The organism is Microcoleus sp. N9_B4 (genome assembly GCF_036701635.1).
Lineage (GTDB): Bacteria > Cyanobacteriota > Cyanobacteriia > Cyanobacteriales > Microcoleaceae > Microcoleus.
The window spans coordinates 3778-28033 of sequence record NZ_JAUBRC010000071.1 but is presented as its reverse complement, the minus strand read 5'-3'; the positions used below and the strand labels follow the sequence as shown (position 1 = coordinate 28033).

Sequence of the window (24256 nt, the reverse complement as noted above, 5' to 3'; positions counted from 1 at the left end):
GGGGAGGGTTGGGGTGGGGTAAAAAGTTTACAACTCCTGCAATGATTGCTATATACGGCGGCTTCGGAGTGTCCCCCACAATAATTTTAAAATTTTTCAAAATGCCAACTCAATGTTTTTTTTCTTATTTCAACCAGCCCTTCAATCGTTCCGTCACTTGAGGGCGACGCAGCTTTCGCATTGCCTTATTTTGAATTTGACGGACTCGTTCGCGGGACAAATTGAACAAACTGCTGACCTCTTCTAAAGTGTAAGGTTCGCCGGTCAGCAAACCGTAACGCATAGCAACAATCTCTTTTTCCCGCTCAGTCAAAATACTGTCCAACACCTCCAAAATATCTTGGCGCATCATCATCTCATTCATCTGAGCTTCGGGAGATTGCGTCGCGTTATCTTCGAGAACATCCAAAAGTTCCGAACTTTCTTCTGAGCCGATGCGGTGGTTGAGAGACAAAGATTGCCGACGTACTTGCTGGAGGTAGCGAAGCTGTTCGCAAGTAACTTGCATTTCTCTAGCAAGTTCAGTTTCAGTTGGATTGCGTTGAAGAGAACGCCTCAAATCTCGATAAACTTTTTTGAGTTTATTTAACTGTTCGACAATGTGAACAGGCAAGCGAATCGTCCGCCCTTGATTGGCAATTGTCCGGGTAATTCCTTGGCGAATCCACCAATAGGCATAAGTAGAAAACTTGTAACCCTTCTCCGGATCAAACTTTTCGGCTGCCCGATTCAAACCCAAAGCTCCTTCCTGAATTAAATCGAGAAAAGGCACGCCCCGATTCAGATAGCGTTTGGCAATCGAAACTACCAAACGCAAATTCGAGCTGATCATTTTCCGTTTCGCCGACTGACACTGGTGGCGAAGCTGTTGCAGTTGAGTTTCGCTTACCCCCAAAGCCACGGCGAGTTCAGCTTTGGTCGGCACTCTGTCCAATTCCTGCTGCAAACGCTGTTCTAGTTCCTCCAGGGCTACCAATTCTTGAACGCGGCGCGCCAACTCTACTTCTTCGGCTGCTGTCAGTAGAGGATACCGAGCCATTTCCTTGAACAAAGCTCCCACTGGATCGTCGGCAGACCAGTTGTTGTATGCTGACGATCGAGTTACCGTCGGACGATCGCTCTCGGTGTCTTCATCTTGTGCGATCGCGAATGAGGCTTCGGGTGCCACCGCAAAACTGCCTAGGTCAGACTCTGCCATATCGTGCTTGGTGTCGGTGGAATGATTTGAAAAGTATCCCTTAACTTTAACCAATTTAACCGGAAATTTCCGAAATCCATCTAGAAGCCCGTGACATAAATTAGATGGCCCCAATTTTAGACCTTTTTATTGAGTTCGAGCCAGTAAAGGAGCTGCCTGCAATAATTGCTGAGTATAAGGGTGCTGCGGATTAGTAAAAATATCCCTAGTCTTACCGATTTCAACAATTTTCCCAGCATTCATTACCGCAATGCGATCGCAAAAAAATCTCGCCACCCACAAATCGTGCGTAATAAACAGATAAGTCAAATTAAATTCCTGCTTCAACTCCAACATCAGCTCTAAAACTTGAGTCTGCACGCTCGCATCCAGCATACTCACCGGTTCGTCGCAAATAATCAGTTGCGGCCGAGTAATCAAAGCGCGGGCTATAGAAACCCGCTGCTGTTGTCCTCCCGACAATTCCCCCGGATAGCGACGAAAGAAATCCTCCCCTGGAGTTAAACCCACCCGCTCTAACATTTGGATTACTTGTTTTTTAGCTTCGCTGCCATTAGCTAATTTGTGAATAAACAAAGGGTCAGCAATACTTTGCCCGACAGTCATCATCGGATTCAGGCAAGCGTGGGGGTCTTGAAAGATCATTTGCATTTCGCGGCGGTGCTTCCTCACAGCATCGCGGTTCAGGGCAGTTATATCTATTCCTTGAAATTCCACTTTGCCACCAGTCGCGGTAATTAGCTGCAAAATCGTGCGTGACAAGGTACTTTTGCCGCAGCCGGACTCCCCCACCAGCCCTAGGATTTCTCCCCGTTGTAGCTCTAAACTAACGCCGTCTACGGCTTTAATTACCTGCCGATTCCTGGAAAACAACTGATCTAATAAATTGCTTTCTAAACTGTAATGTTGCTGCAAATTCGTTACGGTCAAAAGAGGCGAATTTGTTAAGTTTGCAGTAACGGCTTCAGTCCTGATTTCCTCGAATGCTAACCCTTTGTCAGAATCGGCTTGAATGTGCAAAGCTGCTTTGAGGAGCGATCGAGTATATTCGTGCTGCGGCTTTTCAAACACGTTTTGCACCGGCCCTGTTTCTACGACTTTACCGCCGTACATCACCGCAATGCGATCGCAATACTCAGCCACCATCGCCAAATCGTGAGAAATCAACAAAATAGCCGTTCCCCGTTCCTCACAAAGTCTGGTTAATTCCTGCAAAATCTGAGCAGCTACAGTTACGTCCAAACTTGTAGTCGGTTCGTCAGCCACAATTAATTTGGGATCGAGCAAAAGAGCCAAAGCAATTGCTACTCTTTGCCGCATTCCGCCGCTAAATTCGTGGGGAAATTGCGACCAGCGAGACGCGGGAATTTTCACAGCTTCCAGAGTTTCGATCGCCCGTTTCTTAGCTTGCTTGCGATCCAAATTCGGTATGTGAGCTTGCAAAGTCTCGATGCAGTGTTCCCCGACAGTCATCAAAGGATCGAGACGAGTCATCGGATCTTGAAAAATCAATGCTACAGCTTCGCCCCGAAACCGTCTCAGCCGCGAAGCATTCATGTCAAACACCGACTCTCCAGCAAAACTAACTCGCCCCTCAATCAGCGTCGAATCCGGCAGCAACCGCATCGCCGCCCTTCCCAAAGTTGACTTACCGCACCCAGACTCCCCAACTAATCCGAGCTTTTCCCCCGGTTTCAGCGTCAGGGAAACCCCGTCAACGGCCCAACCGGATTGGCCTCGCCGCTGAGGATAAGCTACTCGCAGATTGTCAACGGAAAATAGAGAAGAGTCATTAGTCATTAGTCATTAGTCCTTAGTCATTAGTTAGTAGTTATTGGTTAGTAGTTATTGGTTAGTAGTTATATAATCCTCGGTTGTCAGTTGTCACTTATTAATCATTGTGAGTAGTCATTGTTAGTTATTAGTCAGTATTTATTTGCAATAGACTGAAAGTCTGTTAGTCAATGAAAGAATAATTAGCTGCAAACCGAGTTTTCTTGGTGCATAAGCCGCTCCCCCGATTACTAACTAATAACTAATAACTAATGACTAATAACTAATGACTAATGACTAAATTTCCCTTCGCTTCAACTCAGCTCTCCGCAGTATGTAAGTAGCGGCACAATCTGCGTGGGGATGGTCTGCTAAAACTTCCGCGAGTTCCAACACATATCCGGCGATGTCCGGCCCCAGCTTCTCAGTCAGCACTTGACGTTCCCGAGAGGCGAGTTCTTGCACGCGGGCCTTAGCTTGCCAATTGGGAGAAAACATCTTGTCAATCTCAGTGTAGAATCCCAGACTTTCGAGAATGTCCCACTCGCCGTTATCGCACCAAATGCCCCCGCACAACATACAGCGCTCTATGTAAAAGGGCACTCTGCTGAAGGGAACTTTCGCCCGCGACAGATAGTGACCGTCTTCGGGACACAGCGCTGCTTTGCTGTCGTAGGGAGACGGCGTGAATTCTATGCCGAGAGTCGCTGTCGCATCAGGCTTCTCGGATTTGTTGTACCACTGGCTTTGCTCTTTTTGCCAAGCTTCGTATTCTCTGCCTGGAATCCAGATACCGTAACAGTTGGGACACCACTGCACCGACATACGGCCGGCTAAGGTACCGCCTTCTAAATTGGGATGTTTACATTTTGGACATTCCACCGCTTTATTTCTCCTTGCCTTCTTAATTCCCTGTTAATTCAATTATTAATTCTGTATCTGGGCGGGCCCTGAAGAACCAGAATTTTTTTGCAGCAGCGCGCCGCAGTAGCCAATTAGCGTGTTGAGCCGCGCGATCGCCGCAGTTTGCCTCGCCTTTGCTGTCGCTGGCTGGCGCGACGCTTGCAAAAAGGTGACATCTGTCCCCAATAACCGCAGTTGCTTGTGAATTTCCGTCAAATAGGACTGCTCTGGGGGTGTTTCTGAGGCGTCTAACTCATCGCTTTCGGCTCTCATAATTTGGTTTCCGAAAAATTGTTGCACTTTTGTGTATTCGATCGCCAGCGCGGCCCGATCCAGATTATCCTGTGCAGCAGTTCTTTGTAGTTGTTCTAGTGCTTGCTGTAATTCTTGGTAGCACTGGCGGCGGTCTTCGGACAATATCATGATTTTGTAAACAAATTTGTATTTATAATCAAAGTAGATACTTACTTAAGTTTGCTCATATGGAGGGAAGCCGTGCGTTTTTGGAGCAATTCCCTGTTTTGTGAGAACTTTTTTTGATTTGCTGCCCTGACTCTACCCTTCTGGCTGCTGCTTTTAGTTTAGCGTTGCCGGTAAATGCCGATCGCCCGCAACCTCAACGGCTACCGCCCAAATATGCTGATTTTACCCGATCGACAGACTGCTGCGACGGCAGTGGTGTCACTATATTTTCCTACCTGCGAGGGGGGGCGACTCGGAATTAGATAGGTATAGTTTGAGAAAAATCGACTATTTTTTTGAATTGCAAATTGTGGCATTCAATTAGTTTAGTATAGCTAAACACATAATTTCGGCAATTCAACCGGAAACCGGCTTTTAACCATTTGTATTTCTAAGTTTTAAAGGTGTACCCCATGAACGCGAACACTCTGACTCCCTCTCCTTCGATCGATCCTGCCGTAGTTCCCGATTGGCTGCAAGAATGCCTGAATACTCGATCGCAGCCTGATGGGGGCCCTAACCCGAATTGTTCGACGGACGACAGCTTAATTTGTCGGGCCTTTGAATTTGCCCGCGACTTGCACGAAGGACAATACCGCAAATCAGGAGAACCTTACATTTGCCATCCGGTAGCTGTCGCTGGAATACTCCGGTATATGGGCGGCAACAACGTCATGATTGCCGCGGGCTTCCTCCACGACATTGTTGAAGATACAGATATTACTCTCGAAGAAATAGAACAGCGGTTCGGCGCCGAAGTGCGACAGTTGGTTGAAGGTGTCACCAAGCTTTCTAAGTTTAATTTTTCCAGCAAAACAGAGCGCCTTGCGGAAAATTTCCGCCGAATGTTCCTAGCAATGGCTAAAGATATTCGCGTCATTGTCGTCAAACTCGCAGACAGGCTGCACAACATGAGGACTTTGGAGCATTTGTCCGAAGAAAAGCAGCGCACTATTGCCCTAGAAACCCGAGATATTTTTGCTCCCCTAGCGAACCGTTTGGGTATCGGCCGCTTTAAGTGGGAATTGGAAGATTTAGCCTTTAAATACCTGGAACCGGAAGCTTACCGCGAAATTCAGGACTTAGTGGCGGTGAAGCGAGCCGATCGAGAAACTCAACTCGCAGAAGTCACAGATAGTTTACGAGAAAGGCTTGACAAATTAGGCATTAAATGCTACGAAGTCAGCGGTCGTCCCAAACATTTGTACGGAATTTATGGGAAGATGCAGCGCCGCCAAAAAGGCTTTAACCAAGTATACGATATTGCGGCGGTGCGGATCATAGTAGAAACCAATGATGACTGTTATCGCGCTTTGGCGATCGTCCACGATTCTTTCCGCCCGATTCCCGGCCGCTTTAAAGATTATATCGGTTTACCAAAAGCCAACCGCTACCAATCATTGCACACCGGAGTAATCGGAACCAGCGGCCGCCCCATAGAAGTGCAAATTCGCACCGTAGCAATGCACCACATTGCAGAATACGGCATTGCCGCGCACTGGAAATACAAAGAAACTGGCGGTTCTAACACAACAGTCACCGGCGACGACGAAAAATTTACTTGGCTGCGACAACTCCTAGAATGGCAAAGCGACCTCAAAGACGATCGCGAATATTTACAAAGCATTAAGGACAACTTATTCGACGAAGATATTTACGTTTTTACTCCTAACGGAGACGTAATTGCTCTCAATAGCGGGTCAACTCCCGTAGATTTTGCTTACCGCATTCACACAGAAATTGGCAATCGCTGCACCGGTGCCAGAGTCAACGGGCGAATGGTCACACTAGACAAGGTTTTAAAGAACGGCGATATTGTAGAAATCTTGACCCAAAAAAATGGTCATCCGAGTTCCGACTGGCTGAATTTTGTCAAAACAAACGGAGCAAAAAACCGAATTCGCCAGTGGTTGAAGCGATCGCACAGAGATGAAAATCTCGCTCGCGGGCGGGAATTGCTGGAAAAAGAATTAGGTAAAAACGGCTTAGAATCTTTGCTGAAATCTGAACCCATGCAGTCTGTGGCTCAGCGCTGCAACTACCACAGCGTCGAAGATTTAATCGCCGGTTTGGGCTACGGCGAAGTTACCTTAAATCTCGTAGTAAATCGACTGCGAGATTTAGTAAAAGTGCAGCAAAAAATTGAAGCTGCTCCCGCAGGAACCCACGAAGTTCCCCAGCTAATACCTGCATCGACGACACCGAAACCACTACCGAGTTCATCTCCGAGCAAATCGCCGATCGCAGGTGTAGAGGGATTGCTTTACCATTTAGCCGGCTGTTGCTGTCCGATTCCTGGGGAATCAATTATTGGAGTTGTAACTCGCACTCGCGGAATTTCGATTCACCGACAACGATGTTCAAATGTTGAGAGCGTACCTGGGGATCGGTTGGTTCCTGTGAGTTGGAATTCCAGTAACCGCAATGAATCTCGACCAAATACTTATCCGGTTAATATTCAAATTGAAGCCCTCGATCGAGTGGGAGTTCTCAATGATGTTTTATCGCATTTGAAGGACAACCAAGTAAACGTCCGCAGCGCTCAAGTCAAAACATATCCCGGATTGCCGGCATTAATTGACTTGTGCATGGATATCCAGGATAAACAACAGTTCGAGCGCACTTGTATGCAAATTAAAAAGATGAGCGATATTTTGAATTTGCGGAGGCTGAGTGAAGGGACTTAAGAAGATAAGTAACCACACAAAATTAATTACATAAAGACTCCTTGCTAGGCAAGGGTTTCAGTAGAAATATTGTGTAATTAATTCGGAACACCTACTTAGCCTAAGTGTATTGTAGGGTGCGCCCAGCGCACCTTATCACTAGCTGAGGAGAGGTTAAGCCCCATGAAATTTAAAAGGCTAAGGAAAGTTTTACTCAGCTTCGCGAGGTTCAACTACCAGCCTAATTCCATCAATAATTTGACGAACTCGCTCGGCCGAGAGGGTGCCAATTTTCTCACCTAACTGAGATTTATTGATCGTCAAAATCTGCGAGACGTTAACAACACTTTGTTCTGGTAAATCAGCTTCTCCTGCTTCTAACAGGACATTTCCTGGTGAATTAGCCCGTCTGAGATTTGAAGTAAGCACACAAACAACAACCGTATTAATGCGGGAACAATTGAATAAATTGTTCTGAATGATTACATGGGGATGGAGATAACCGGGTTCTGAACCAGAAGGCTCATCAAGTTCTATCCAAAAAATATCACCTTGATTTATTACCATTCGCCTTCCACCAGCCTGCGATGAGAGCGACTCATCTTGCGAAGCAAAACTTGTTCTTCTTCAGAGAGAGGCGCTTCGCAAGCAGCATTAATTTTTTCTAACAGTTGTTGATTTTCGCGGCGGCGGATAAATTCTTCAAGCGCTATTTCGATCAAAAAGCTCTGCGAAATTTGCATTTCGCCAGCTAATGTTTCGGCTTGTTCAAATAAAGATGCTGGCAATGAGATAGCAGTTTTGACAGTTGTCATAGCTTTATACCTTCATTTATTTATACGAGTCTAACTCATAGTATAGCTAACCACAATAGGGTTCAGCAAACAGGCAGAACAATGAAACCCTTTATTTTGGCGGACTTACTGGCTTTGACTCGCCCAGCTTTTGCTGCAAAAACTCCTGGGCTACTTGTCCAGCTTCCTGCTGTTTCTTATCAACTTGATAATTCAGTTGTCGCATATCTTCCTCGGAGATTTTGCCGCCCAATTCTGCGAGCACTGGACGCAATTCGGGGTATTTTTCCAAAATTTGCGATCGCACAACCGGAACTGCTTCGTAGGGCGGGAAATAGTTCTTGTCATCTTTGAGAACTACTAAACCTAAACTTTGAATCAAACCATCCGTCGTATTACCAGCAATCACATCTACTTCTTTTTGTTGCAGCGCTTGGTAAAGCAATCCTAACAGCAACTCCTTCGGTTGTTCTCGAAATTTAATCCCGTAAGTTTTAGCCAATCCGGGAAATCCATCTTCTCTCTCGTTAAATTCTGGGCCGAAACCAGCCCGGAGGTTAGGTGAAGCTTTGCCAAGTTGCGAGAGAGTTTGTAAATTGAGTTTTTTGGCATCATCTCCCCGCACAATAATCGCAAAACTGTTATTAAATCCCAGTGGTTGCGTCCATTCTGCTTTAAACTGTTTGGGATATTCTTGTTTGAGGTAATCGAGGACTTTTTTGGGGTCAGAAATCGGTTTTTGTTTGAGCAGGTTGGCGTAAGCAGTACCCGTGTATTCGACGTACAAATCGATTTTACCTGCTGTTAGGGATTGATGGCAAAGCGAACCTCCGAGATTCTGTTCTCGTTCTACTTTGATATCTGTTTTAGCTTCGATATGCTGTGCTAAAATTTCTGCGAGAATGGCTTGTTCGGTAAAATCTTTCGAGCAGATGACAACTTGCTTTTCGGGCTTAGAGGTACATCCTGCTACTGCAAGCAAGCAAAGCAGCCAGCAGGAATAGAAAAAAAAATCGTTCTTAGATATTTTCATAAGCGAACTCATTTTTTAGTGACACAATTATCAGCTTCTAATTTATAGCATTTGTCAATCATTTGTAAAGGCAAAATTCGCAACTACTGCGAAGATTTTAGGATTAACACCTCCGACATCTCGCAAGATACCTACTTCTTCTCTTCCTCTTCCTAATTCTTCCTTCGTATTCTTCGCGTCTTCGCGGTTCAATCATCCTAATTTTTCCGGCCCGCAACGAGTAGATCTTTTTTACACCCGCACTTTACCCGACTTTCCTTTTACTGTTGTAACATTTATTTATAGACATGGAGGACAAAAAATGGTAATCAGCGTCAGCGATATTATCCAGCAGCAGCGACAATTTTTTGCGACTGGGAAAACGAAAGATGTGGATTTTCGGCTTGAACAACTGAAAAAACTTAAAAGTGCGATCGAACTTAATCAATCACGAATAGTCGATGCTGTCAAGGCAGACCTCGGTCGGCCGGAATTCGAGGCTTATCTTGAAATCGCATCGATTTCCGAAGTTAATTATGCCCTCAAAAACCTCAAATCATGGGTAAAGCCGAGAAAAGTGCCTGCTTCAATAGATCAATTCCCAGCATCAGCCCGCATTTACCCTGAACCTTTGGGCGTAGTATTAATCATCGGGCCTTGGAATTACCCGTTTCAGTTAATGATATCACCTTTAGTCGGGGCGATCGCCGCCGGTAACTGTGCACTTCTCAAACCTTCGGAAATCGCCTCACACACCTCCGAAGTTATCGCCGACATGATATCCAAAACCTTCGATCCCGCCTACGTAGCCGCCGTCGAAGGAGGCGTGGAAATCAGCCAACAATTATTAGCAGAAAAATTCGATCATATCTTCTTTACAGGTGGTACTAAAATCGGTCGAATTGTCATGGAAGCTGCCGCTAAACACCTGACACCTGTAACCTTGGAATTGGGCGGCAAAAGTCCTTGCATTGTAGACTCAGACATTCAGGTTGAATACACAGCAAAACGCATTGCGTGGGGCAAATTTCTCAATGCCGGACAAACTTGCATCGCTCCAGATTACCTATTAGTTGATAAAAAAGTTAAACCTGCTTTGATGACAGCGATTAAAACAGCAATTCACGAATTTTACGGAGACGATCCGCAAAAAAGTCCCGACTATTCGCGCATTATTAACCAGCGGCAATTAGACCGTTTGAGTGCCTTTATCAAAGATGGAGAAATTGTTGCCGGCGGGCAAGTTAAGCCGGAAGATAGATATATTGCACCAACGGTTATAGATAATGTTTCCTGGGATTCGCCGGTGATGCAGGATGAGATTTTCGGGCCGATTTTGCCAGTTTTGGAGTATGAGAATTTCGGGGAGGCGATCGCCCAAATCAACGCCCGTCCCAAACCCCTAGCTTTGTATTTGTTCTCGAAGGATAAAGAGAAACAAGAGCGAGTTTTGCGGGAAACTTCTTCGGGGGGAGTTTGCATAAACGACACGGTTATGCAAGTCGGAGTAAAAGATTTACCTTTTGGCGGAGTGGGCGACAGCGGCATCGGTAGCTATCACGGCAAAGCAAGTTTTGATACTTTTTCTCATTACAAAAGCGTGCTGCAAAAGTCATTTTGGCTTGACTTGAAATGGCGGTATGCTCCCTATAAAGGCAAGTTGGATTTGATTAAGAAAATTATCGGTTGAGCGATCGCACTTGGAGGGGCGGGTTCGTCAACGTTTACAATATCAGTGAGATAGCCAAATCAACCCGCCCGTTCCTGATATTATCGGTTAAGCGATTCCACGGTGAACGATTATTTCCATAAATTTTAAAGGATTGCTCATCTGTTTTTGGAACGATTTCGATCGCAATGTCTGCCTTGCACCATTCTCTCTTAACAGGCTTTCCGGCCTGTTCCACAAAGAGTGAATTTCTTGTGGGGAGTAGGGTTGGGCATCCTACCCGCCCATAAAAACCTTATTGAAAATGGTGCAAGATTTCAATCCTAAATGACAGTTGCCCCATCCAAAATAATTCAAAGTAGAAATGTCTATAATATCTTTTAGCATCTTCTCGCTAAACAGCAATTTATGGAACCTTTATCAAAAGAACGCTGTGCCGCCTGCAGCCCCAACTCTCCCCGCGTCACAGCTTACGAAATTGTCCAGCTAAAACCTCAAATTCCCGAATGGAATTTCATCGAAAAAAATGGCATTCCCCAAATAGAACGCACCTACAAATTCCCGGATTTCAAAAGTGCGATCGCCTTTACAAACAGCGTCGGCGAAGCCGCAGAAACTGAAGGACATCACCCCGCACTGTTAACCGAGTGGGGGAAAGTTACCGTTACTTGGTGGACTCACGCGATTTCTGGACTGCACCGCAATGACTTTATTATGGCGGCGAAAACCGATGCGATCGCCAATCAATTCCCCAAATAAAATCCGACTTATAGCCCGATCGTAGTCTCAGAAAGCACCGCCCTGGGCACTGGTGAATGTTGATTGGCATTATTCAACAACTCCAGATTCAGTCGGTAGCCGACATTCCGTACAGTTTGAATCAGGCTCGGCTGTCGCGGGTCGATTTCTATTTTTTTACGCAGAGAGAGTACGTGAGTGTCGATCGTCCGGGGGTTATCAATAGCATCAGGCCAGGCCCGACGCAGCAAATCCGATCGCGACAGCGGCACTCCTCCAGCTTGAGCTAGCACATACAGCAGGCTAAATTCCTGGGGAGTCAGCTCAATATGTTCGTCGTACAACCTCACTCGGCGCTGCACCAAATCAATTTTCAGTAGCCCACACTCCAGCGTCGCCGGCGGTATCATGGTGCGGTTGCGGCGCATCAGAGCTTCCACCCGGGCCATAAACTCTTGCATCCCAAAGGGTTTAGTCAGGTAATCGTCTGCCCCCGCCTTCAAACCTTCAACAATATCCGATTCCGAATTCCGCGCCGACAGCATCAAAATCAGTGACTGCTGCTGCTGTTGCAGCCAGTTGCAAAATTCCAAACCGTCCCCATCCGGCAATTGGGCATCCAGAATGACTAGGGTTGGCTGGCGGCTGAAAAATATTTCCCTAGCGTGACTGATATCCGCTGACTGGTGCACCCAGTGACCGACTTGCTGTAGATGCCAGCCCAAGAGCGATCGCAGGTGCGGATTCCCTTCAACAATTGAAATACTTGCAGATTCCACAGAGGCGAGCTTCCCATATCACTAATTGCTACAAGGTTAACAGAGCTTTTGTCAAGCTTTTGTAACCATCGCTACTCAAGCATGAGCTGCGTTTAAAGCAGCGGACATACTTAGGGTAGGAATTTTAAAGATTGGGTTAATTTGGCAGGGTCAGCCTGCAGAAAGGTTAAATCATTCTGGCGATGAGCTTACAATGAAAATAGGACAGTGTAAAGCCGATCGACCCCATGCCCCAACCGCCTGCTAAAAGCGATCCCCCCGACCCAGCCCCCACTCCCAGGAGGTTGACAAATCGCGCAAGTGAAACTAGAATTCCTCCAACCGTTCCCTCGGTAGCCGGAACACTCAGCCACTTTGACCGCAAAATTCAGCAACATCCCGACTTTATTAAACGCACAGCGAATTATCTAGGTGCGCGCAAAAAGTCGAGCAACTGCATTGCAACGAGTGAAATTTTTTATGGAGGGTAGCCTGTTGAGCAGGGTAAAAACTTTTATTTAGAAATAGCCTCAAGCTGAGCCACTCAGCATCAATCGAGGCCGTTCCTAAATCCCGCCGTCATTATACAAACCACAAAGGATTTCAACCTCACACCATGCTACAAGACACCCAAACAATCCGGCACTACCAAAAACTCACCGACGCCCTCGTCGAAATGTGGAATAGAGGTTATCGCTTCGATGACCTGCGGCTTTACTTAGACGGCTATTTAGCAGCCCTGCGGCATTCCAACGGTCTGGAACCCTATCTGATTCACAGACTAGAGGAAGAAGCAGCGCGTTACATTCACGACCCCTCCAATTTTGTAATGCCACAGACACAGACACAGGCTGAATCAGACTACTATTAAATAGCAAATTCGGTTTGATCAACCCTTGATGAATTGGGAATTGGGAATTGGGAATTGGGCATCGGGCATCGGGAATTGGGCATCGGGCATCGGGAATTGGTTGTTTGTTATTTCCTCCTTCTTCCTTCTTCCTTCTTCCTTCTGCTATAAATCAACCTAATTCAACGTAAAACGCTCTTGCTGTTATTTCCCCGACTTCTTAAAGAAGTCGGGGATATGTTTTTTCTGTCTAATTTAAGAAGCCAAAGCCACTTCTACAACTTCTTGCAATTCGCCCTTTTGATACATCTCGATCATAATATCCGAGCCGCCAATAAACTCCCCGTTGATATAAACTTGGGGAATTGTCGGCCATTGGGAATACTCTTTAACGCCTTGACGAATTTCCTGGTCTGCTAAAACATCAACAGTTTCGTAAGGCACTCCCAAAGTATTGAGAATTTGCACCACAGTATTAGAAAAACCACACTGGGGCATTAACTTATTGCCCTTCATAAACACCATGATTTTGTTTTGCTTAACCAACTCGTCAATTCTTTGATGTGCTGTTGTACTCATGGTAGGTCCTAATATTGTTTGAAAATTTTTAAACGTTGACTGACGCAGAAACCGCGTTTTTTACGAAAATCTTTCGTTACAGCCATAGATTCCGGTTCAAAAACCGGGTTTTTGTGCGTAAGTGGAGCAGTTGTATTTCAAGCAAGTATTGACACAAGCACAAACTTGTGATACCCACTTGCTACTCAACAATTAAGCAACTTGACTTTTCGCTTCCCATTCTGCGGGAGTTAAGGTTTCCAAGCCCAAAGCGTGGATGGCTTCACTAGCCATTGCCTGTTTGAGAGCGCCGTAAACCAGTTGGTGCTGCTGTACTCGGCTTTTTCCTTCAAAGGCTGCAGAGACGACTCTCGCCTGGTAGTGGTCACCGCCACCGGTCAAATCGTCAACTTGTATTTTAGCGTCGGGCAACCCTGCCTTAATCATTTCTGCTACTTGAGATGGTGTAACCATTGGTTTCTCAGATAAACGGCTGTAATTTAGATTTTAGTGGAACTATTTTGTCGATGAGCTCGGTTGACTGCTGGCAGGTCGGGGAAAGGGCGAATCCACAAAACCCAATTCCAGTAACTGCTGGTAAGCTTTCTTGCCCAAATCGCGAGTTGGTTGCTGCGATCGAATAATCTGAATTAGCAGGGGCACAGCCAGTTCGGGCTTATTTTGCGCCCGGTGTACCAAAGCCAGCCGGTAGGTAGCTTCGTCGCGCATTTGGGCTGTTTCTACAGCTTTGGTGCGGTGGCTTTCTGCCAAGCGGATGTCAATTCCGGCAAAACTGCTACCCAGTTGTTGGTAGAAGTTGGACAGTTGATTGAAAATTTGGCGGGATTCTTGGAGTTTTTGAGTAGCCAGTGTGTAATTCTGATTGGAAATAGCACTGCTGGCTTCTGTCATCAAACGCTGGCCTCCTTGGACGCTCAGCAAGCTGCTGTCTTGCGTCAGAGGGCGAAGATTGTTGGGGTCTGTGGGGTCGTCGGCAGGTTCGACTTGCGGTTGGTTCTCTGGCCCAGAAGGTTGTTGTGCTTGGACTTGGAGCGGTTGCAACAGGGTAAAAGCTGCGATCGCCCAGATCGTAATCCGGGCAGTGGAGCGAAGCCAACAAACAGTTCCAGAGTATACCATGAAATTACTTTGCGCCTATGCGCTTTAAAAAAATATTTAGCTTGAGCCGATCTTACCATTGGCGATCGCAACCGGCTAAGTGTAAACCAAATTTGTTGAAATGTCAAAGGGTGCGATCGATTTTGGATTTTGGATTTTAGATTTTGGATTGAACAAGGAAATCGCGGGGGATTGGACAGATCCCGGCAATCTAGTCCTGGACGCAGAAACCGGGTTTTTTACCTAAATACTGCCTTTGAGGCTTTAAAAATGGTGGAAAACCCGGTTTCTTTGGTTTTGAGGGGTAAGTCCCGATCTAATTAAACAAGGGAATGAACCATGAATATCGCAATTGAAAGAACAGCTTACGGTCAACTGCTGGCTAAATCTCAGCCTAAGCCAATCCTGAACGAAGAAGATAATGATCTTGCCCTCGCAGAAGTCGATTTTCTGATGTCTAAGGAAGAATTAACAGTAGAAGAAGAAACTTTACTGAGTCTCTGGGGGCTGTTGATCGAAGAATACGAATCAAAATATTACCCAGATCCAGAAGTGACTCCCCGGGATGTTCTATTGCATTTCATCGAAGTTCGCGAACTCAAACAAGCCGATTTAGTGGGCGTGATTGGTTCTAAAGGAGTAGTCTCTGAGGTGGTTAATGGGAAACGGGCGATTAGCAAAGCCCAAGCTAAGGCGCTGGGAGAATTTTTTAAGGTTAATCCTGGTGTGTTTATTTGACTGAGATGTTGCACAATTATCAAGAACAGGCAAGATGCCTGTTCCACAAGAAAATTTATCTTTTGTGGAACAGGCATCTTGCCTGTTCAGAAAAGGTTTATTGACAATGGTGCAAGATGTGAGTTTGAGGGATTTGCTGAATCATTGTTAATAAGCCTTTTACGGGCGGGCTAGAAGCCCAACCCCTACTCCCCACAAGAAGAAAATTCAGTTTTTGTGGAACAGGCATCCTGCCTGTTCTTGAGAATATAGTAAGACTGAATTAAAATTAAACAAAGGCATTTCTGATGACACAACCGATCGAACTTTCCGCAAATACCTTACAAAATTATCAAGGTATCGGAGTTCCCGATGAAAGTCTGGCAGTGATTTTGCAGCGTGGCGGCGACGAATTGCTGTTGTCAAAAGCGGACGATCGCTTTACAGTCCGCCCCTCATCAACAGCATCAGCCTCAAACGATTGGGCTGCAACAACTGGGGCAAAACTCAACCGTCGCGTCGGCCAAAGCAATCTCGATGAATATCTCGTTGCGCCCTCTAGCCTAGAAGCAGCAATGCAAACAGCCCGCGCCAGCGATGCTGTAGCTTTTGCCAGCCACGTCTATTGCCCCGCCAACAATCCGAGTACATTCTTTTATTTAACCGACCAAATTACGATTCAATTTGGCGAACAAGTAGATGAACAATCGCGAAAGACGATCGCCAATGCAGCAGCTTTAAAAATAGTCCGGCCAGTAGAAGGAATTCCCAACACTTTCGTCTGCGAAGTCACCAAACAAGCAATAGAAAACCCGGTCAAAATTGCCAACCGCCTGACAAGATATCCAGAAGTTCTCGTAGCAGAACCCAATATTTTAGTAGAGACGCAGCAGCATTACACGCCCCGCGATCCGCTTTATCCCAAACAGTGGTATCTCAATAACAAAGGCGGCAAGGAACTTGTCGGCGGTGCTCAAATTTATGCAGAACCAGCTTGGGACATGACTCGCGGAGTTCGATCGATCGTAATTGCGATCGCCGACGATTCAGTTGACATCACCCACCCAGATTTTCAAGGCCAAGGCAAAATCGTCTCACCCATCGATTTCAAAGACGGCGACACTTCCCCGACGCCCGTAGCCGACTCAGACAACCACGGCACAAGTTGTGCCGGCGTCGCCGTTGCTGAAGAAAACGGCAAAGGCATTGTAGGCGTCGCCCCCGGCTGCGCGCTGATGCCCATCCGTACCACGGGTTTTCTCGATGACAATTCTGTCGAAAAAATGTTTAATTGGGCGATCGAAAAAGGTGCCGCCGTCATTTCTTGCAGTTGGGGGCCTTCAGCAGTTTACTATCCCCTTTCCCTGCGGCAGAGTGCAGTCATCACCAAAGCAGCAACCCAAGGGCGGGGCGGCAGAGGCTGCGTTATTCTGTTCGCTGCGGGCAATGCCAACCGCCCAGTCAACGGTACTGTTAACGAAAAAGGCTGGCCCAACAACGTTCTGGGCGGTCAAACTAGATGGCTGGCAGGATTTGCCGTCCACCCAGACGTAATTGCCGTCAGCGCTTCCACTTCCCTCAACAAAAAAGCAGCTTACAGCAATTGGGGCACCAGCATCTCGGTTTGCGCCCCCAGCAACAACGCGCCGCCGGGAACTTGGTTGCCAGAAACCGGATTTATCGGCACGCCGCCGGAGGTGACGCAGTATTTGCCCGGTTTGGGGGTGTTTACTGCCGATCGAGTGGGCGATCGGGGCTACGACTGGGGGGACTATACGGATACTTTTGGCGGTACTTCCAGCGCCACTCCAGTAGTCGCTGGGGTTGCAGGGTTGATACTTTCGGCTAACCCCCGTTTGACGGCGCGGGAAGTGCGGGGAATTCTCGAACAAACTGCTGAGAAAATTGTCGATCCCGATCCCGATCCCCAGTTGGGCAATCGCATGGGAAATTACGATCCTAACAACGGCCGCAGCGATTGGTTTGGTTACGGCAAAGTGAATGCTTTTAAAGCTGTGCAAGCTGCGGTGAGAAAGGGCGGCGGCAATCCAAATATCGGGGGTGCAGTGTTCAGCGATATTTCTGGACATTGGGCACAGAAGTTTATTGAAGCTTTGGCTGCGGCGAATATAATTAGCGGTTTTCCTGACGGTTCTTTTAGGCCTGATGACAGTTTAAACCGTGCTCAATATGCGGCGCTGTTGGTGAGTGCGTTTAGTCCGATTCCGAGGGTGCCGGCTACAAATTTTATTGATGTTTCTGCTAGTTTTTGGGCGAGAAGTGCGATCGAACGGGCAAATCGGGCGGGGTTTTTGTCGGGGTTTCCGGGGTTGAAGTTCGGCCCGAATCAGAATTTGACTAAGGCTGACGCGATCGTGTCTTTGGTTAACGGTTTGCAACTGAAGGGGGGAAATGCTGATACTTTGAAAGTATACATCGATCGTTCTCAAATTCCTAATTATGCTTTGAGTGCGATCGCCACAGCAACTGCTTTGAAGATTGTGGTTAATTATCCTTCCCGCGATTGGCTTTCGCCGCAGCGGGATATTACCCGCGCTGAGATTTCGGCTTTGATTTACCAGACTTTGGTGGCGATTAATCGGGCAAAGGCGATCGATTCTCCTTACATTGTGTAGCTAAGAACAGTAAAACTGGTTCGATCGTTCGGACTTCAGTCCTCATAAAATTCGAGGACTGAAGCCGCTATAATTCGCGGCGAGTCAAAGCACTTTGTGCGTAAGTCCTGACGAAGCGATCGCTTTTTTGATGATAGCTTTACATATCGAGTTACTTTCCCGGAAATCCAGGGTTTCAGACTGCGAATTAAAAATAGTCCGGACTATTGCAAGAAGATGAGTTACATCTGCGGAATCTGAGCCAAAACTGCGCGTAGCGAATCAGAGAGATTGGGAAAGCCGATAGTCAAGGTGAATGAATTTTTGTAAATGTTTGCACAAATTGCGAACATGACTGTGGAACAGATATATAATAACAAAATCACCAGTCCAACCAAGACTTTCGATCTAAATCATTAATTAATAGACTCTTTTCACTTATTTTGAAAATAGCCAAAACTTTTGCGTTCGGATCTTCAAGATACCTCTTTTGACTGAACCTACCTTGTAAAAAGGAAAAACTAAAATGCCAAAAAGATCGTTGAAACTCTTCGGCGATGGTCGCGTATACGAAATCAAAGACGACCTAGCTATTAAAGTCACGGAGACTAATGGGCAAGTAAAAGCATTAATTGATGCTTTAAGCTTCAGTGTGGCTAAAACATATCATATTCATCCTCCAGACGAACAACCTCCTGATGTGGTAGAAGGCAGAGGTTCAAAGCATATCAATCAAGAAGGTTTCAAGCTTCTCACTACCTTTGAAGGATGTGAACTCACTGCTTATGATGATGGCGGTGGAGTTTGGACAATTGGTTACGGACACACGGGCGATGATGTTTATCCAGAACTGACTATTAGCCAAACGCAAGCAGAAGAATTGCTGAGGGAAGATTTAGAAAAGTTTGAATCCTATGTTGAGGATGCCGTTGAAGTTGAGATCGATGACAACCAGTTTTCTGCACTGGTTTGCTTCTGTTTCAACGTGGGCCCAGGAACAGAAGGTTTTGGAGGTTCAACTCTTCTGAAGCTATTGAACAACGGAGATTATCAAGGAGCAGCCAATCAGTTTCCTGTGTGGAATAAAGTCAATGGTGAACCCTGGCCAGGGCTGACACGCAGGCGCTTGGCCGAACAAGCTCTGTTTTTAGGAATGCCTGAAGTTCGGGTTCTCACACTTACGGAGCCAATAATGCAAGGTGAGGATGTGCGTCAAGTGCAAGAAGCGCTGATCGCGGCAGGAATAAATGTTTCAGCAGATGGCGTTTTTGGTAAAGACACCGATCGCGCTGTGCGACAGTTTCAACAGGAAAAAGGGCTAACGGCGGATGGTGTTGTCGGTGTCCAAACACGCAAAGAATTGGGACTATAAAAGCGATTGTGTAACCAATTAGACTGACACAATTAAGTAATTTTTACAAGCTCTGTGGAGGTAAGGTGCGGTGTGCATCGCCTACGGATAGAGTTTATGAATCCAGGACTGACCAAATTCAAATTGATTGGATAAAACCATGACTAACTCAAGCGACATTCTATTTAATCAACCTGTAATTATCGAAGCCTGTGAAGAATTTGTCCAACGGGATATGTTGGAACTTAGAGGCAGTTTCCCGGGATTGCTCCAAGATGCCCCCATGTCTTCGACTGCGGTGGTCAATGGCTTATCTCAACAGTTGATTTATCAACTACAACTGATGATGCCAGATGCCTTTGTCAGTTTTGATGACCTTAATGTAGACTTGCTGGAGGCAGCTTTTCCCTACGTACAAACCCCGGCAAAAGAGGCACTTCAGAGAGCTATTCAAGATCGAGGTCAAACGATGGAGGTGAACTCTGCTTACCGCACGATCGCCCAGCAAATGTTATTGTATAACGATCGCTTCAACAACTCTAATCCTGTAGCGCCACCAGGCACCAGCAATCACCAAACAGGGCTAGCGATCGACATTGAAGATGCCAGAGGCTGGGAATCTTATTTGATGCAATATGGCTGGCATCCATTACCGGGCGATCCGCCTCACTTCGACTACATAGGCGACGGGACGATCGATCTTCGCAGTAACTCAATACTCGCATTTCAGCAGCTTTGGAATCAGAACAACCCGGATGCAAAGATTAGCGAGGATGGCGGCTTTGGCCCCCAAACCGAGGATGCACTTAATCGATCGCCTGCTCAAGGGTTTGCTAAAGCGCCGTGGGATGACAAGCCCAGAACGTTGCGCTTGGCGATGCCCAGAATGGAAGGCTCAGATGTAATGAAGCTTCAGGAAGGCTTGAAAAAGGCTGGCGTTGTAGTTGGGGTTGATGGTGAATTTGGGCCGGCAACAGATACAGCCGTCAAGGAATTTCAGCAGAAAAAAGGTTTGAAGCCCGACGGAATTGTCGCTCTCAAAACCCGCCAACAAATGGCTTGAGGTGTTAGCGCGATCGAGTTCACCAAACCTGGAACAGAACTTCCTCCGCCTTCAGTGGAAGTTCCGTTTATAGCTCAGCTTGTGGATTGGGGCAGGTTTTGCTTCCAATTGTCACAAATTGCCGTAGCGCTATAATTGGCAATCTTTTTGATAATCAAGGTAGCGAGGAGAGTAGCAATAGTAGGAGCAAGTCCCAGTCCAGAGATGAGAACAGGAGCTAACATCCCAGCAGCTTTAGTGTAATTCTGGCCGATCGCTTCATCCAGGATTTTCTGAGTCTGTGGATCGTTTCCTAGGGGTTTGCACATCAGCTCGTAAACTAAGGGGTTTACGCGATCGAACAACCGCTGGCCAGATTCTAGGAGCCTGAGATCGATCGATGCTCTAACGGCAACATTCACATCAATAGAATCCAGGGAAGCTGAGTCTATCCCTCTGGTTCCACGTCCAGCTACCTCATCCTCTATGGCTTGAGCGCGATCGCCAATTTGTGCTGCTAGCTGATCCTCATCAAGTTCCCACAAACTTTCTACAAGAACTTCAATTTCTGCCATGATTACTTGTCTCCCGACTATTGTTAACTAGAATATTACTGATTATCCTTTGCCTGCGAAGCTGATGAGTAAAAACCCGTCAATATAGCTTAACGAATGCCTAACTACACATCGGCAATCTTAACCATTCTTTAAAAAAGTGCGGTCGTCCCCTCAAACTGCTGCTAAGTATTTAACATTTAAATCGCCAGAAAGTTACTATCGAACGGGAAATAAAGCAAACACAGTTAAATTTGTCCCAGAATCAAGCACATCAAGCCCACAGCCATGAAAGCTGTACATTCTGTCAAACTGTAAAGTTACTTAACGCGCAGCAAAGATTTTATTGCCAGCTTGGTATACTAAGACTGAATCGTATAGAAATACAAAGAAATTCATCAGTTTAAGTAAAAGAACTATCCTTAAGCAAACAGAAGTAAAAGCTCCCAAAAACCCGAGCAATTCCCGAGTTGATGACTAACAACAACCCAGTCAAAACAATTTTAATTCTAGCAGCCAATCCCACCAATACCGTTCCCCTGCGATTGGAGCAAGAAGTACGGGAAATTGAGGAAGGATTGCGACGAGCAAATAAGCGAGATCAGTATAAATTAGAACAAAAATGGGCCGTGCGTTCCCGTGACTTTTACCGAGCTATTTTAGATTATCAACCCAACATTGTTCACTTTTGCGGGCATGGTGCTGGAGCCGATGGAATTGTCCTAGAAGACGATACCGGAAAAATGGCGCTGGTGCAGACAAACGCCCTCGCCAGTATGTTTAAATTGTTTGCCAAAAAAGGTGTAGATTGTGTAATTCTCAATGCTTGTTATTCCGAAGTACAGGCCGAGGCAATTAGCCAATACGTTAATTATGTCATTGGCATGAATCGAGCCGTGGGAGATAAAGCAGCCCTTGCCTTTGCTGTAGGTTTTTATGATGCGATCGCTGCTGGATATACGTTAGAAGAAGCCTACGACTTAGGTTGCTCGCAGATGATGAGCTTCCGAGAGCAGGAAACTCCTGTTTTCAAGAAAAAGAATTTAATTGATTCTCCGATTGATCAGGGTGTAATTACTGTAGAAGATGTGATTCCGCCCAATCCTTACCAAGGATTATCTGCCTTTGGGGAAGAAGATGCCGACTTCTTTTTCGGACAGGAAAAATTTGTCAGTAATTTAGTAGAAGTAACGCACAAACAACCGTTGGTAGTAGTGGTGGGTCCAAGCGGCAGCGGTAAATCTTCTGTGGTGTATGCGGGATTAATTCCCCAATTGCGAAAAGAGGGAAACTGGTTAATTGAATCTTTCCGTCCGGGCAAAGAACCATTTGTGCAGTTAGCTTTTGCCTTGGTGCGGCAATTAGAACCCGAAGCAGGTGAAACTCAACAACTGCGGGAAACAATGGGGCTAGCAGGTGATTTGCGAAACGGTAGAATCACTTTGCAGCAACTGGCATCTCGCATTTTAGAGCGCAATCCAGGTAAACGGTTGTTGTTAGTTGCAGACCAATTTGAGGAACTGTACACTTTTTCTCAGCTAAAAAAAGAAGAGGAACATTTTGCTGATGCTTTACTAACGGCTATTGCACAAGAAAATATTACATTAGTTTTGGCTTTACGGGCTGACTTTTACGGTTATGCCCTTTCTTATCGTCCGTTGCGGGATGCGTTGCAGGAGTATACACCGCAGTTACTCAGTTCTATGAAATGGGAGGAATTACAGGCAGCAATTGAATTACCTGCCAAAAAGCTGGAAGTAGAATTTGAGGCACAATTAACCCAACGCATTCTTGATGATGTCGAGGAAGAACCGGGAAATTTGCCATTATTAGAATTTGCGGTAACTCGGTTATGGGAAAAGCAAATAAACCGAGAATTAACTCACCAAGCTTATGAAGAAATTGGCGGGGTGAAAAAAGCCATTGCCAATCATGCCGAACAGGTTTATCAAAAACTGAGTGAAACCGAGAAAAAACAGGCACAGCGAATATTTGTGCAATTAGTGCGTCCTGGGGAAGGAACGGAGGATACCAGGCGCGTTGCTAGCCGTGCGGAAGTGGGGGAAGATAACTGGAATTTGGTCAGTTATTTAGCTGGATATCAAGCGCGTTTGGTAGTGACGGGACGGCAAGAACAGGAAGATACCGTAGAATTGGTGCATGAAACCCTAATTCGGCAATGGGGAACTCTCCGCGAGTGGATAAATGCTAACCGTCAGTTTCGGACTTGGCAAGAACGGCTGAAGGTGGCGTTACGCGAGTGGAAAAATAACAACCATGACTCTGGGGCAATGTTGCGGGGTGTGCCGTTGAGTGTGGCGGAAGATTGGTTGCGTCAACGTGCCGATGAAATGACGCAGGAGGAGCGAGATTTTATTCAGGTTAGTGTTAAAGAACGGGATAGAGAAAGACAAAAGGAGCAACGCAGGCGGCGACTGACAATTATTGGGCTAAGTGGCTTTTCGGCGATCGCGTTGGCTTTAGCAGGACTAGCTGGTGTTGGTTGGTGGCGTGCTGCTATCAATCAAATTTATTCTCTGGCTCAATATTCCGACGGGCTTTTAAATTTAGATGGGACGAAAGCTCTCAAAACCAGTTTAAAAGCGGTTGTGCAAATGCGACGTACACCTTGGGTAGATGCTAATACCCAGACCTACGTAGAATTGTCATTATTAAATACAGTTTCTAATGTGGCAGCACCAAACACTTTAGGGGGACACGCGAACTCGGTTAATCGTGTCAGTTTCAGCCCCAATGGCACACTGCTGGCCACTGCCAGTAGTGACCACACCGTGAAACTGTGGGATACCTCCACTGGCAAGCAAATTAACACCCTCAGCGGGCATACAGACTCGGTTGTGGCTGTCAGTTTCAGCCCCAATGGCAAGCTGCTGGCCACTGCCAGTGATGACAAGACAGTGAAACTGTGGGATAGCACCACCGGCAAGCAAATTAACACCCTCAGCGGGCATACAGCCTCGGTTTATCTTGTCAGTTTCAGCCCCAATGGCAAGTTGCTGGCCACTGGCAATAGTGAGAACACCGTGAAACTGTGGGATACCTCCACCGGCAAGGAAATCAAAACCCTCAGCGGACATAAAGACGGAGTTAATGATTTCAGTTTCAGCCCCAATGGCAAGCTGCTGGCCGCTGCCAGTAGTGACAAGACAGTGAAACTGTGGGATACCAGCACCGGCAAGCAAATTAAGACCCTCAGCGGGCATACAGACTTGGTTAATGCTGTCAGTTTCAGCCCCGATGGCAAGCTGCTGGCGACTGGCAGTTGGGATAAGACAGTGAAACTGTGGGATACCTCCACCGGCAAGGAAATCAAAACCCTCACCGGGCATACAGACTGGGTTAATGTTGTCAGTTTCAGCCCCGACGGCAAGCTGCTGGCTACTGGCAGTAGTGACAAGACAGTGAAACTGTGGGATACCTCCACCGGCAAAGAAATTAACACCCTCAGCGGGCATA

The 24256-nt window shown here is 46.5% G+C and carries 23 protein-coding genes; 10 read left to right on the top strand and 13 right to left on the bottom strand.

Annotated elements, in window-relative coordinates:
- Positions 1 to 124: 124 nt before the first annotated feature.
- The 4 genes from QUA43_RS28635 to patD all read right to left on the bottom strand — a co-directional run bounded on the left by QUA43_RS28635 (position 125) and on the right by patD (position 4297).
- Positions 125 to 1198 (bottom strand): RNA polymerase sigma factor, RpoD/SigA family, encoded by a 1074-nt coding sequence (locus QUA43_RS28635; RefSeq protein WP_333378909.1) that lies wholly within the window; start codon positions 1196 to 1198, stop codon positions 125 to 127.
- Positions 1199 to 1324: 126 nt separating this feature from the next.
- Entirely contained in the window at positions 1325 to 2998 is a 1674-nt protein-coding gene (locus tag QUA43_RS28630; RefSeq protein WP_333378907.1) for an ABC transporter ATP-binding protein, read from the bottom strand.
- 270 nt (positions 2999 to 3268) lie between these two features.
- On the bottom strand, positions 3269 to 3853 hold the full coding sequence (locus QUA43_RS28625; protein WP_333378905.1) for a zf-TFIIB domain-containing protein: 585 nt from the start codon (positions 3851 to 3853) through the stop codon (positions 3269 to 3271).
- A gap of 45 nt (positions 3854 to 3898) precedes the next feature.
- The gene (gene patD, locus QUA43_RS28620) at positions 3899 to 4297 is read right to left on the bottom strand and encodes a heterocyst frequency control protein PatD (protein ID WP_333249996.1); all 399 of its coding nucleotides are present in this window, start codon (positions 4295 to 4297) and stop codon (positions 3899 to 3901) included.
- A 113-nt stretch (positions 4298 to 4410) separates the two neighbouring features.
- On the opposite strand from patD, the gene QUA43_RS28615 reads away from it, so the two are divergent.
- Positions 4411 to 4599 carry a hypothetical protein gene (locus QUA43_RS28615; RefSeq protein ID WP_333378903.1) on the top strand — a complete coding sequence of 63 codons (189 nt, stop codon included), beginning with the start codon at positions 4411 to 4413 and terminating at the stop codon, positions 4597 to 4599.
- 150 nt (positions 4600 to 4749) lie between these two features.
- Positions 4750 to 7023 (top strand): bifunctional (p)ppGpp synthetase/guanosine-3',5'-bis(diphosphate) 3'-pyrophosphohydrolase, encoded by a 2274-nt coding sequence (locus tag QUA43_RS28610; RefSeq protein WP_333378901.1) that lies wholly within the window; start codon positions 4750 to 4752, stop codon positions 7021 to 7023.
- A gap of 189 nt (positions 7024 to 7212) precedes the next feature.
- Here the strand turns inward: QUA43_RS28610 and QUA43_RS28605 are convergent, their stop codons facing one another.
- The 4 genes from QUA43_RS28605 to QUA43_RS28590 form a co-directional block, all read right to left on the bottom strand.
- A complete protein-coding gene (locus QUA43_RS28605) occupies positions 7213 to 7569 on the bottom strand; it encodes a type II toxin-antitoxin system PemK/MazF family toxin (RefSeq protein ID WP_333378899.1) in 357 nt (118 codons plus the stop codon).
- Positions 7563 to 7817, bottom strand: a complete 255-nt coding sequence (locus QUA43_RS28600; protein ID WP_190657718.1) for a hypothetical protein — start codon at positions 7815 to 7817, stop codon at positions 7563 to 7565. Before QUA43_RS28600 ends, QUA43_RS28605 begins: the two co-directional genes overlap by 7 nt.
- 91 nt (positions 7818 to 7908) lie before the next feature.
- Positions 7909 to 8829 carry a glycine betaine ABC transporter substrate-binding protein gene (locus QUA43_RS28595; RefSeq protein WP_333378897.1) on the bottom strand — a complete coding sequence of 307 codons (921 nt, stop codon included), beginning with the start codon at positions 8827 to 8829 and terminating at the stop codon, positions 7909 to 7911.
- Positions 8830 to 8883: 54 nt separating this feature from the next.
- The gene (locus QUA43_RS28590) at positions 8884 to 9021 is read right to left on the bottom strand and encodes a hypothetical protein (protein ID WP_333378896.1); all 138 of its coding nucleotides are present in this window, start codon (positions 9019 to 9021) and stop codon (positions 8884 to 8886) included.
- A gap of 109 nt (positions 9022 to 9130) precedes the next feature.
- On the opposite strand from QUA43_RS28590, the gene QUA43_RS28585 reads away from it, so the two are divergent.
- Complete coding sequence (locus tag QUA43_RS28585; protein WP_333378894.1) at positions 9131 to 10498, top strand: aldehyde dehydrogenase; 1368 nt, start codon at positions 9131 to 9133, stop codon at positions 10496 to 10498.
- 387 nt (positions 10499 to 10885) lie between these two features.
- Positions 10886 to 11236: a 4a-hydroxytetrahydrobiopterin dehydratase gene (locus tag QUA43_RS28580; protein ID WP_333378892.1), complete on the top strand. Its 351-nt coding sequence runs from the start codon at positions 10886 to 10888 to the stop codon at positions 11234 to 11236.
- A gap of 8 nt (positions 11237 to 11244) precedes the next feature.
- On the opposite strand, the gene QUA43_RS28575 is transcribed toward QUA43_RS28580, so the two are convergent.
- Positions 11245 to 11994, bottom strand: a complete 750-nt coding sequence (locus tag QUA43_RS28575) for a response regulator transcription factor (protein ID WP_333378890.1) — start codon at positions 11992 to 11994, stop codon at positions 11245 to 11247.
- A gap of 595 nt (positions 11995 to 12589) precedes the next feature.
- Between QUA43_RS28575 and QUA43_RS28570 the strand changes: the two genes are divergently transcribed.
- A complete protein-coding gene (locus QUA43_RS28570; RefSeq protein ID WP_333080667.1) occupies positions 12590 to 12844 on the top strand; it encodes a DUF6761 family protein in 255 nt (84 codons plus the stop codon).
- Between the two features lie 234 nt (positions 12845 to 13078).
- On the opposite strand, the gene grxD is transcribed toward QUA43_RS28570, so the two are convergent.
- The 3 genes from grxD to QUA43_RS28555 all read right to left on the bottom strand — a co-directional run bounded on the left by grxD (position 13079) and on the right by QUA43_RS28555 (position 14521).
- Positions 13079 to 13402, bottom strand: a complete 324-nt coding sequence (grxD, locus tag QUA43_RS28565; protein ID WP_006634036.1) for a Grx4 family monothiol glutaredoxin — start codon at positions 13400 to 13402, stop codon at positions 13079 to 13081.
- Positions 13403 to 13594: 192 nt separating this feature from the next.
- Positions 13595 to 13855 carry a BolA family protein gene (locus tag QUA43_RS28560; RefSeq protein WP_172192604.1) on the bottom strand — a complete coding sequence of 87 codons (261 nt, stop codon included), beginning with the start codon at positions 13853 to 13855 and terminating at the stop codon, positions 13595 to 13597.
- Positions 13856 to 13897: 42 nt separating this feature from the next.
- Entirely contained in the window at positions 13898 to 14521 is a 624-nt protein-coding gene (locus QUA43_RS28555) for a hypothetical protein (protein ID WP_333378888.1), read from the bottom strand.
- Between the two features lie 318 nt (positions 14522 to 14839).
- Here QUA43_RS28555 and QUA43_RS28550 point away from each other — a divergent pair, with 318 nt between their 5' ends.
- The 4 genes from QUA43_RS28550 (at position 14840) to QUA43_RS28535 (ending at position 20246) form a co-directional block, all read left to right on the top strand.
- Complete coding sequence (locus tag QUA43_RS28550; RefSeq protein WP_333378886.1) at positions 14840 to 15238, top strand: transcriptional regulator; 399 nt, start codon at positions 14840 to 14842, stop codon at positions 15236 to 15238.
- A gap of 287 nt (positions 15239 to 15525) precedes the next feature.
- Positions 15526 to 17853 carry a S8 family serine peptidase gene (locus QUA43_RS28545; protein ID WP_333378884.1) on the top strand — a complete coding sequence of 776 codons (2328 nt, stop codon included), beginning with the start codon at positions 15526 to 15528 and terminating at the stop codon, positions 17851 to 17853.
- Positions 17854 to 18358: 505 nt separating this feature from the next.
- On the top strand, positions 18359 to 19204 hold the full coding sequence (locus QUA43_RS28540) for a glycoside hydrolase family protein (protein ID WP_333378882.1): 846 nt from the start codon (positions 18359 to 18361) through the stop codon (positions 19202 to 19204).
- Between the two features lie 139 nt (positions 19205 to 19343).
- The gene (locus tag QUA43_RS28535; protein WP_333378880.1) at positions 19344 to 20246 is read left to right on the top strand and encodes a peptidoglycan-binding protein; all 903 of its coding nucleotides are present in this window, start codon (positions 19344 to 19346) and stop codon (positions 20244 to 20246) included.
- 74 nt (positions 20247 to 20320) lie between these two features.
- Here the strand turns inward: QUA43_RS28535 and QUA43_RS28530 are convergent, their stop codons facing one another.
- Entirely contained in the window at positions 20321 to 20800 is a 480-nt protein-coding gene (locus tag QUA43_RS28530; RefSeq protein WP_333378878.1) for a hypothetical protein, read from the bottom strand.
- Between the two features lie 452 nt (positions 20801 to 21252).
- On the opposite strand from QUA43_RS28530, the gene QUA43_RS28525 reads away from it, so the two are divergent.
- Positions 21253 to 24256: nSTAND1 domain-containing NTPase (locus tag QUA43_RS28525; RefSeq protein ID WP_333378876.1), on the top strand; the 3004-nt coding region annotated here is incomplete at its 3' end.